At 40.5% G+C, this 7416-nt stretch carries 9 protein-coding genes; 6 read left to right on the forward strand and 3 right to left on the reverse strand.

Going from position 1 to position 7416, the window contains the following annotated elements; all coding sequences use genetic code 11:
- Positions 1–460, reverse strand: a 460-nt coding sequence (locus tag WBM49_RS13675; protein ID WP_424372603.1) for a hypothetical protein, incomplete at its 3' end; no start/stop codon positions are given.
- Between the two features lie 240 nt (positions 461–700).
- On the opposite strand from WBM49_RS13675, the gene rplM reads away from it, so the two are divergent.
- The 4 genes from rplM (at position 701) to tsf (ending at position 3784) form a co-directional block, all read left to right on the forward strand.
- A complete protein-coding gene (gene rplM, locus WBM49_RS13680; protein WP_424372604.1) occupies positions 701–1156 on the forward strand; it encodes a 50S ribosomal protein L13 in 456 nt (151 codons plus the stop codon).
- Complete coding sequence (rpsI, locus tag WBM49_RS13685) at positions 1156–1542, forward strand: 30S ribosomal protein S9 (RefSeq protein WP_424372605.1); 387 nt, start codon at positions 1156–1158, stop codon at positions 1540–1542. The genes rplM and rpsI overlap by 1 nt, the downstream gene beginning before the upstream one ends.
- 227 nt (positions 1543–1769) lie before the next feature.
- Positions 1770–2903, forward strand: coding sequence for a 30S ribosomal protein S2 (rpsB, locus tag WBM49_RS13690; protein WP_424372606.1), 1134 nt, complete (start codon positions 1770–1772; stop codon positions 2901–2903).
- 56 nt (positions 2904–2959) lie between these two features.
- On the forward strand, positions 2960–3784 hold the full coding sequence (gene tsf, locus WBM49_RS13695; RefSeq protein ID WP_424372607.1) for a translation elongation factor Ts: 825 nt from the start codon (positions 2960–2962) through the stop codon (positions 3782–3784).
- Between the two features lie 66 nt (positions 3785–3850).
- Here the strand turns inward: tsf and WBM49_RS13700 are convergent, their stop codons facing one another.
- Positions 3851–5722: a peptidase M61 gene (locus tag WBM49_RS13700; protein ID WP_424372608.1), complete on the reverse strand. Its 1872-nt coding sequence runs from the start codon at positions 5720–5722 to the stop codon at positions 3851–3853.
- A gap of 145 nt (positions 5723–5867) precedes the next feature.
- On the opposite strand from WBM49_RS13700, the gene pyrH reads away from it, so the two are divergent.
- Together pyrH and frr are read left to right on the forward strand one after the other, a co-directional pair.
- Positions 5868–6575 (forward strand): UMP kinase, encoded by a 708-nt coding sequence (gene pyrH, locus WBM49_RS13705; protein ID WP_424372609.1) that lies wholly within the window; start codon positions 5868–5870, stop codon positions 6573–6575.
- Positions 6576–6616: 41 nt separating this feature from the next.
- Positions 6617–7171, forward strand: a complete 555-nt coding sequence (frr, locus tag WBM49_RS13710; protein WP_424372610.1) for a ribosome recycling factor — start codon at positions 6617–6619, stop codon at positions 7169–7171.
- Between the two features lie 14 nt (positions 7172–7185).
- On the opposite strand, the gene WBM49_RS13715 is transcribed toward frr, so the two are convergent.
- The gene (locus WBM49_RS13715; protein ID WP_424372611.1) at positions 7186–7341 is read right to left on the reverse strand and encodes a hypothetical protein; all 156 of its coding nucleotides are present in this window, start codon (positions 7339–7341) and stop codon (positions 7186–7188) included.
- Positions 7342–7416 lie beyond the last annotated feature (75 nt).

Raw genomic sequence — 7416 nt, forward strand, 5'->3', positions numbered from 1 at the left:
TGAAATTATCAACATCTAATTCCTGAGCAGCTATCGTCATGGTGCTTCCTGAAATAGAAATATTTACCGTAATGGTCTCCTGATTTTCATCCACAAAGGTTAGGACCCCATCCGCATATACGTAAGTAGTCGTATCTGAATCCATCTGAGAAGGGCAAGGCACTTCTAATCCTGTTCCTCCCGGGTTTACCCCTATTTCAAGATAATTTGTGGCGTCTTCTGTAACCAGTGTAAGATCCTCACGAAAGCTAAGGGAGACCAGATAACATTCGGAAGCACTAAGTTCATTTAATATATCCTGACCAAACTCCTCTTCATCGGAGGCTGTTCCTTCATCTATGGTAAGCGCTGTAAGATCCCATGTTCCAAGAATGGAATTGTCAGGATTGTCGCTCGACTTGTCCGTGGAGCAAGCGCTGATCAATAAGATACCTAAAAGAAAAACAACTGTATTTCGCATATGTAAATAATAATGGGTTATCCTCTCAAAACGAATTAAATAGGGGAAAAGTATAGATAAAAACATAATCTTTGCTCTCCTTAACTAAGATTCCGGGAAGAAGGCGCACCCATAGAGCTATATTTTCTTTGGAAAAAAAATGAAAAAGTAGGAAACAACCATTTGTAATTCAACTTTATAATTGTACATTTGCAGCCCGTTAAACGGGATTGAATTGTTTAATAGTTAAATCAAATAGTAGTGGATACATTGAGCTACAAGACTGTTTCAGCCAATAAGGCTACCGTTCAAAAGCAATGGTTGCTGGTAGATGCAGAAGGACAAACACTTGGAAGACTGGCCTCTAAAGTGGCTATCATGCTAAGGGGAAAGGACAAACCGAATTTCACACCTCATGTAGATTGCGGGGATAACGTTATTGTGATTAATGCCGAAAAAGTGCATCTGTCCGGAAATAAATGGGAAGATAAAACCTATATCCGCCATACGGGATATCCTGGTGGACAGCGCTCTACCACAGCCGCTGAACTGAGGGCTAAAAATCCTGCTACTGTGGTTGAAAAAGCAGTAAAAGGAATGCTTCCTAAGAATAAATTAGGTGCTGAACTTTTTCGTAATCTAAAGGTATACGCCGGAGCAGAACACAACCATGAAGCTCAAAAACCAACAACAATAACTCTAAAGAACCTTAAATAATGGATGTAATACATAAAATAGGCAGAAGAAAGACGGCCGTTGCACGTGTATATATTTCTAAGGGAAAAGGAGCCATCACGATCAATAAAAGAGATCTGACAGAATATTTTCCAACAGCTACTCTTCAGTATAAGGTAAAACAACCTTTTGCCCTTACAAACAATGAAGATGCTTATGATGTAAAGGTAAATGTTTATGGTGGAGGTATTACAGGGCAGGCAGAAGCCATCAGACTTGGAATATCCAGGGCTTTATGTGAAGTAGATGCTGAGCATAGATTGGCTTTAAAACCAGAAGGTCTGTTAACCAGAGATCCAAGGATGGTAGAACGGAAGAAATTCGGACAGAAGAAAGCCCGTAAAAAATTCCAGTTCTCTAAACGTTAAGAGTAATAGAAAAGAGTGCTTTACAGAGCACTTACTATATAGTAACCCAAGTTCATTGAAAGTCCCTCGTCATGGGACAATTAAAATTCTGAAATTTTGCATGTTGGTCGCTCATCGGCTATGGCAAAAATCAGTAACATTTAGTTTAGCATCTAAATGTCCAAGGCTTTCTTTTCTAAGAATACCACTTGGTCATTGCTAATTCATCAGAACGTAAACTAATTAAAATGGCAAAAAAAGTAGAAGTTAAAGAACTTTTAGAAGCGGGTGTACACTTCGGTCACCTAACAAGAAAATGGAATCCCAATATGGCCCCATATATTTATATGGAGCGCAACGGGATCCACGTAATCAATCTTTACAAAACAGCAGCAAAGCTTGAGGAGGCCTCAGAAGCGCTTAAGAAAATTGCCTCTTCCGGCAGGAAAATACTATTTGTAGCTACCAAGAAACAGGCTAAAGACATCGTGGCAGAGAAAGTGGCCAATGTAAACATGCCTTACATCACTGAAAGGTGGCCAGGTGGAATGTTGACCAACTTCGTAACCATCAGAAAAGCCGTTAAAAAAATGGCTTCCATTGATCGTATGAAAAAAGACGGGACCTTCAACACCTTGTCTAAGAAAGAGCGTTTACAAGTAGACCGACTCAGAGCTAAATTGGAAAAAAACCTTGGTTCAATTTCGGAAATGACAAGACTTCCCGGTGCATTATTTATTGTAGACACCATGCGCGAGCACATTGCGGTTAAGGAAGCACAGAAATTGAATATTCCCATCTTTGCGATGGTAGACACCAATTCTGATCCAAGACCTATAGATTATATCATCCCTTCTAACGATGATGCCTCTAAGTCTATTGAAGTGATCTTAACAAAGGTAACCAGCGCCATAGCCGAAGGCTTGACTGAACGCAAGTCAGAAAAGCAGGCAGACAATGAAGGTGAAGAAGTAAAGGCACCAAAAGCTAAAAAGAGAATTTCAGAGGCAGTAGACAAAGAAGGAGTAAAAGAGAGCAAACCAAAAGCAGCTAAAAAAGAGAAAGAAGCTGCAGCAGTTGCTGAAGCGCCTGTAAAAAAAGAAGCTCCTAAAAAAGATAAAAAAGCAGCGGCCGATGATCTTACAAAAGTGGAAGGCATTGGACCAAAGATCTCTGAAGTATTTCAGGAGGCTGGAATAACATCTTTTGCGGAACTGGCAGTTAAAACAGAAGATGATCTTAAGACTATTCTTGCTGGAGCTGGCGCCAGATATGCCTCTAAAAATCCTGCTTCTTGGCCAAAACAAGCAAAAATGGCTGCAGAAGGAAAATGGGATGAATTAAAGGAATGGCAAGACAACACCAAAGCTGGTGTAGAATAAATATAAAAACTATATAAAACTGTATACCGAAATACGGTATCGAAAAAATAAAAGACATGGTAAAAATTACGGCCGCCGATGTTAATACATTAAGAAAAACTACCGGTGCAGGGATGATGGATTGTAAAAACGCTTTAGTGGAAGCTGAAGGGGATTTTGATAAGGCCATAGAGATCCTTCGTAAAAAAGGTCAGAAAGTAGCTGCAAAAAGAGCCGATAGAGATTCTTCGGAAGGAGCTGCGATCGCAAAGGTCAATAACAGCAACACTGAAGGAGTGATCATCTCCCTTAATTGTGAAACAGATTTCGTTGCCAAAAACGATTCTTTTGTAACTCTGGCCAATGAATTGGCCGATTTAGCCTTACAGTACAATGATAAGGACTCCTTATTGGCTGCCAACTTCAACGGAATTTCTGTACAAGAAAAACTTATAGAACAAACCGGTGTGATTGGTGAGAAAATTGAGATAGGCGGATTTAGAAGACTGTCTGCACCTTTTGTTGGATCTTACATTCACGCAGGGAACAAGATCGCTACCTTGGTAGGATTATCTGCTGTTGTTGATGGTGCTGCTGAGGCAGCAAAGGATGTTGCCATGCAGGCCGCCGCTATGAATCCTGTAGCCCTTGACCAGACCGGGGTAGATCAGGAGACCATTGATAAAGAGATAGAGATCGCTAAAGACCAATTAAGACAAGAGGGGAAACCGGAAGCAATGTTAGACAAGATTGCTCAGGGAAAGCTTCAACGTTTCTTTAAGGACAATACTTTAGTTAATCAGGATTTTATCAAAGACAGTAAACAAAGTGTTGCACAGTATGTTAAGTCGGTCGATGCAAAACTTAAAATAACAGCTTTTGAACGTGTTGCCTTGGGGTAACCAAAAAGCAATTTTATTCAATAAGAAACCGTCTTCCATGGGAGGCGGTTTTTTATTTCCCCTATCCTACTTTTTTAACCAGGCTTCTCTAAGTGCTAAAACAGCTGCGGAGGGCGTCTCTTCCACATCCAATGATCTTTCTTTGTAGGTAGGTGTTCCTGCTTTTCCCTTGAGTTCCAGTAATTTCCCGTTGCGATCAACACGCATTGAGATTTCCTTATCTGCGTCCCAGCCAAAACTTTGCCCAACGATACCCCTCATGCTTTCCAATGTAATATCAGTGCCGTTAATATTTTTGATGATATCGCCTCCTTTGGCACCCAAATCTTTAAAAAACGAATTCAATTCCATTCCTTTTCTTATAAAGATGGCATCCAGGTTTGCCGGGTTAGCATCTATATAGGGTTCTTGTCCTAAATAAAAATATGTTCCTGGTTGCTCGGCGAAAGTAACTTCCAGGCCCACTTTTTTCAGGTATTGATCATAAGGAATAGGTTCATTTCCGATAACATGTTGTGCAAAAAAATCTGAGATGTCAGGATAGGTCATAGAAATGATTTCATCGATCAGATCGGGATCATTGAAAGGTGTATTTACATCGTATTTGTTGGAAAGTTCCTTCATTAACCATCGAACGCCTTTTTCACCACCACTTAGTTCTCTGAGTAAAATATCCAGACACATATTGATCAGCGTACCTTTTTCATACACATTAGCATAGTTACTTTTATAGGGCTCTACCAGGATATTCTTGCTCATGGTAGTGAAAGACATGGTGTCCTCATAGCCCTTCGAATTAGAAATCTTATCCATGATCCTGCTATAGAATTCGGCTTCACTAATAAGCCCCTGTTGGATTTGAAAAAGCATTGAGAAATACTCTGTCGTTCCTTCATACATCCACAAATGCATAGACATTTTGGGCTCATTAAAGTCAAAATATTGAATCTCTCGCGAATGGACAGACAAGGGAGTTACAATATGGAAGAACTCATGAGAGACCACATCTACCATAGACTCTTCCAGGGTTTCCCTTGGTATTTGTTGCGGAAATACCACCACAGTAGAACTATGATGTTCCAAAGCGCCAAAACCAGTGGCATCTGTAGCAGACAATTGTGACAGGTAAAGCAGGATGGTATACTGTTTAGTGCCATTGATATCTCCTAAAAAATTCTTTTGCGCCAACATCATAGTTTCCATTTTTGGTTGCAGGTCTTTGGCTTTGAGGCTACCATCTGGAGAATACACGCTTAAGGTTACCGAAATGTCCTTGATCTGAAAAGTCACAGAATTAGGTTGGGCATATAGGATGGGATTGTCTATCACTTCAAAATATCGGTTTGCCACATAGGTGTTCTCACCCTTATTTGAAGATCCGGTGTTTATCCGCTGTAAAGAGGTTGAGGCCTCCAAAGAAGCAGGAGCTCTAATAGTTAAGGTATAAGGTGTTTCTTTTAAACCTTTAAAATAACCCACGAAACCGTGTAAGTTCAATAAGAAATTTTCATCTTTTAGAATATTGGTGCCAGCAGGAGAAAAAACAGGCTCCTCAACTTCCGTTTCTGTGTCAAAGGTGTCATTGACAAAATAGCTGATCTTATCTACTTTTTGCGCGTTTGTAAGTAGCCAACTATTGTCGTCTACCTTGTTTACGGGTAAGATACTTCCGTCGTAATCATAGGCCGTAAGCCCGTCAATATATTTCCCGTAATTATCCTCGCTGTAGGTGCCCGGCACAATCTTGGGAATGTAGAAGTAAGTTTCATTTTCGCTAAACACACCTGGATCTATAGTGACAGATACCCTGTCATCCTGAACCTCCACCAGGTCTATGCTTACAGCAATTGGCTGAGATTCTGCCGAAACAAGGGTCTGGCTTGCCCCACAGCCAAGCAGCAGTAAAACCGGGGACAAAATCAGAAATTTCCTAATCATAAATTCAGAATTTAAGACACAAGATCATAAAATTAAACAAGTATAACAGAAATAAGCCTGAAATATTATAGTTCGATTAATACAAAGTGAAGCCGTTTGGCATCGATTTTTTTAACTATTTTTGTCAGCAAACAAGGACACTCAAATGCCATACAAAAGAATACTTCTAAAGCTCAGCGGGGAAGCCTTAATGGGTGATAAAAAGTACGGAATAGATCCCGTTCGTCTAGCAGAATACGCCGATGAGATAAAGTTGGTGGTAGAAAAGGGCATAGAAGTGGCTATTGTCATTGGCGGCGGCAACATTTTCAGGGGCCTGGCGGCAGCAAGCAATGGCATGGACCGGGTGCAGGGAGACCATATGGGGATGCTTGCAACTGTCATCAATGGACTGGCGCTTCAAAGTGCCCTGGAAGATAAAGGAGTGCAAACCAGATTACAATCGGCCATCATGATCAATGAAGTGGCAGAACCCTTTATCAGAAGACGTGCCATGCGGCATTTAGAAAAGGGACGGGTAGTGATCTTTGGAGGAGGTACTGGAAATCCTTATTTTACCACAGATTCTGCCGCTGTTTTAAGGGCCATAGAGATTGAAGCCGATGTGATCCTTAAAGGAACACGAGTAGATGGCATCTATACGAGTGATCCTGAAATAGATAAAAATGCTACAAAATTTGATACCATCTCTTTCAATGAAGTGCTTAAGAAAGGCCTGAAGGTGATGGATACTACCGCCTTTACCTTGAGTCAGGAAAATGAACTTCCCATAGTGGTCTTCGACATGAATAAAAAAGGAAATCTCCTTAAGATTGTTTCTGGACAAAACATAGGGACGGTTGTAAATCTTTAGTTTTTTAAAAAATTGTGTTACTTTGTTTCTAAATTACTACTATGAACGAAGAGGTTAGTTTTGTTATAGATTCTGCAAAAGAGAGTATGGACGGTGCCATATCGCATCTGGAAAAAGCGTTAGTCAAAATCCGGGCGGGTAAGGCAAGTCCGGCAATGCTTTCTTCTGTAATGGTAGAGTATTACGGCTCTTTAACCCCATTATCACAAGTATCAAACATAAATACTCCGGATGCCCGTACTATCTCTGTACAACCCTGGGAAAAGAACATGCTTCAGGTCATTGAAACGGCTATTATGAATGCAAATCTGGGTTTTAACCCGATGAATAATGGCGATTTTGTGATCATTAATGTACCACCACTCACGGAAGAACGCAGAATACAACTTGTAAAACAGGCAAAGGCCGAAGCCGAAGATGCCAAGGTAAGTGTTCGAAGTGCCAGACAGGAGGCCAATAAAGAGATTAAAAACCTGGAAGTTTCAGAAGACCTTGAGAAAAATGCTATTATCGATATTCAGGAGCTTACGGATTCTTATGTAGAGACCATTGATAAGGTATTAGAAGCTAAGGAAGTTGAGATCATGAAGGTGTAGAACTCCTTTTGATCCTAGGTTAGTTGTTCTCCTAATTCGAGAAAGGTAGTATCATTCTCACCAAAGAAATAGATGGCTATAATCGCCAGGATCACCGCTAAAGCGCAAACTACTATCAAAATACGATAGATGCTGCGTTCGTATCTTCTGTATTTTCCATGCCCGGTCATACTGTCAACAAAACAAATCTCAGATCATAAATTCGCATGACCCTAAGATACGAACCACACCTCTGAAATCACGGC

Origin of the sequence: Muriicola sp., from assembly GCF_049669965.1 — a bacterium.
In the GTDB taxonomy this organism is placed as follows: Bacteria; Bacteroidota; Bacteroidia; order Flavobacteriales; family Flavobacteriaceae; genus Muriicola.

Bases quoted from the DNA above. Each gene is read 5' to 3' on its own strand.
- WBM49_RS13715 (WP_424372611.1), bottom strand. From the start codon at position 7,341: ATGACCGGGCATGGAAAATACAGAAGATACGAACGCAGCATCTATCGT.
- rpsI (WP_424372605.1), top strand. From the start codon at position 1,156: ATGGATGTAATACATAAAATAGGCAGAAGAAAGACGGCCGTTGCACGT.
- tsf (WP_424372607.1), top strand. From the start codon at position 2,960: ATGGTAAAAATTACGGCCGCCGATGTTAATACATTAAGAAAAACTACC.
- frr (WP_424372610.1), top strand. From the start codon at position 6,617: ATGAACGAAGAGGTTAGTTTTGTTATAGATTCTGCAAAAGAGAGTATG.
- pyrH (WP_424372609.1), top strand. From the start codon at position 5,868: ATGCCATACAAAAGAATACTTCTAAAGCTCAGCGGGGAAGCCTTAATG.
- WBM49_RS13700 (WP_424372608.1), bottom strand. From the start codon at position 5,722: ATGATTAGGAAATTTCTGATTTTGTCCCCGGTTTTACTGCTGCTTGGC.
- rpsB (WP_424372606.1), top strand. From the start codon at position 1,770: ATGGCAAAAAAAGTAGAAGTTAAAGAACTTTTAGAAGCGGGTGTACAC.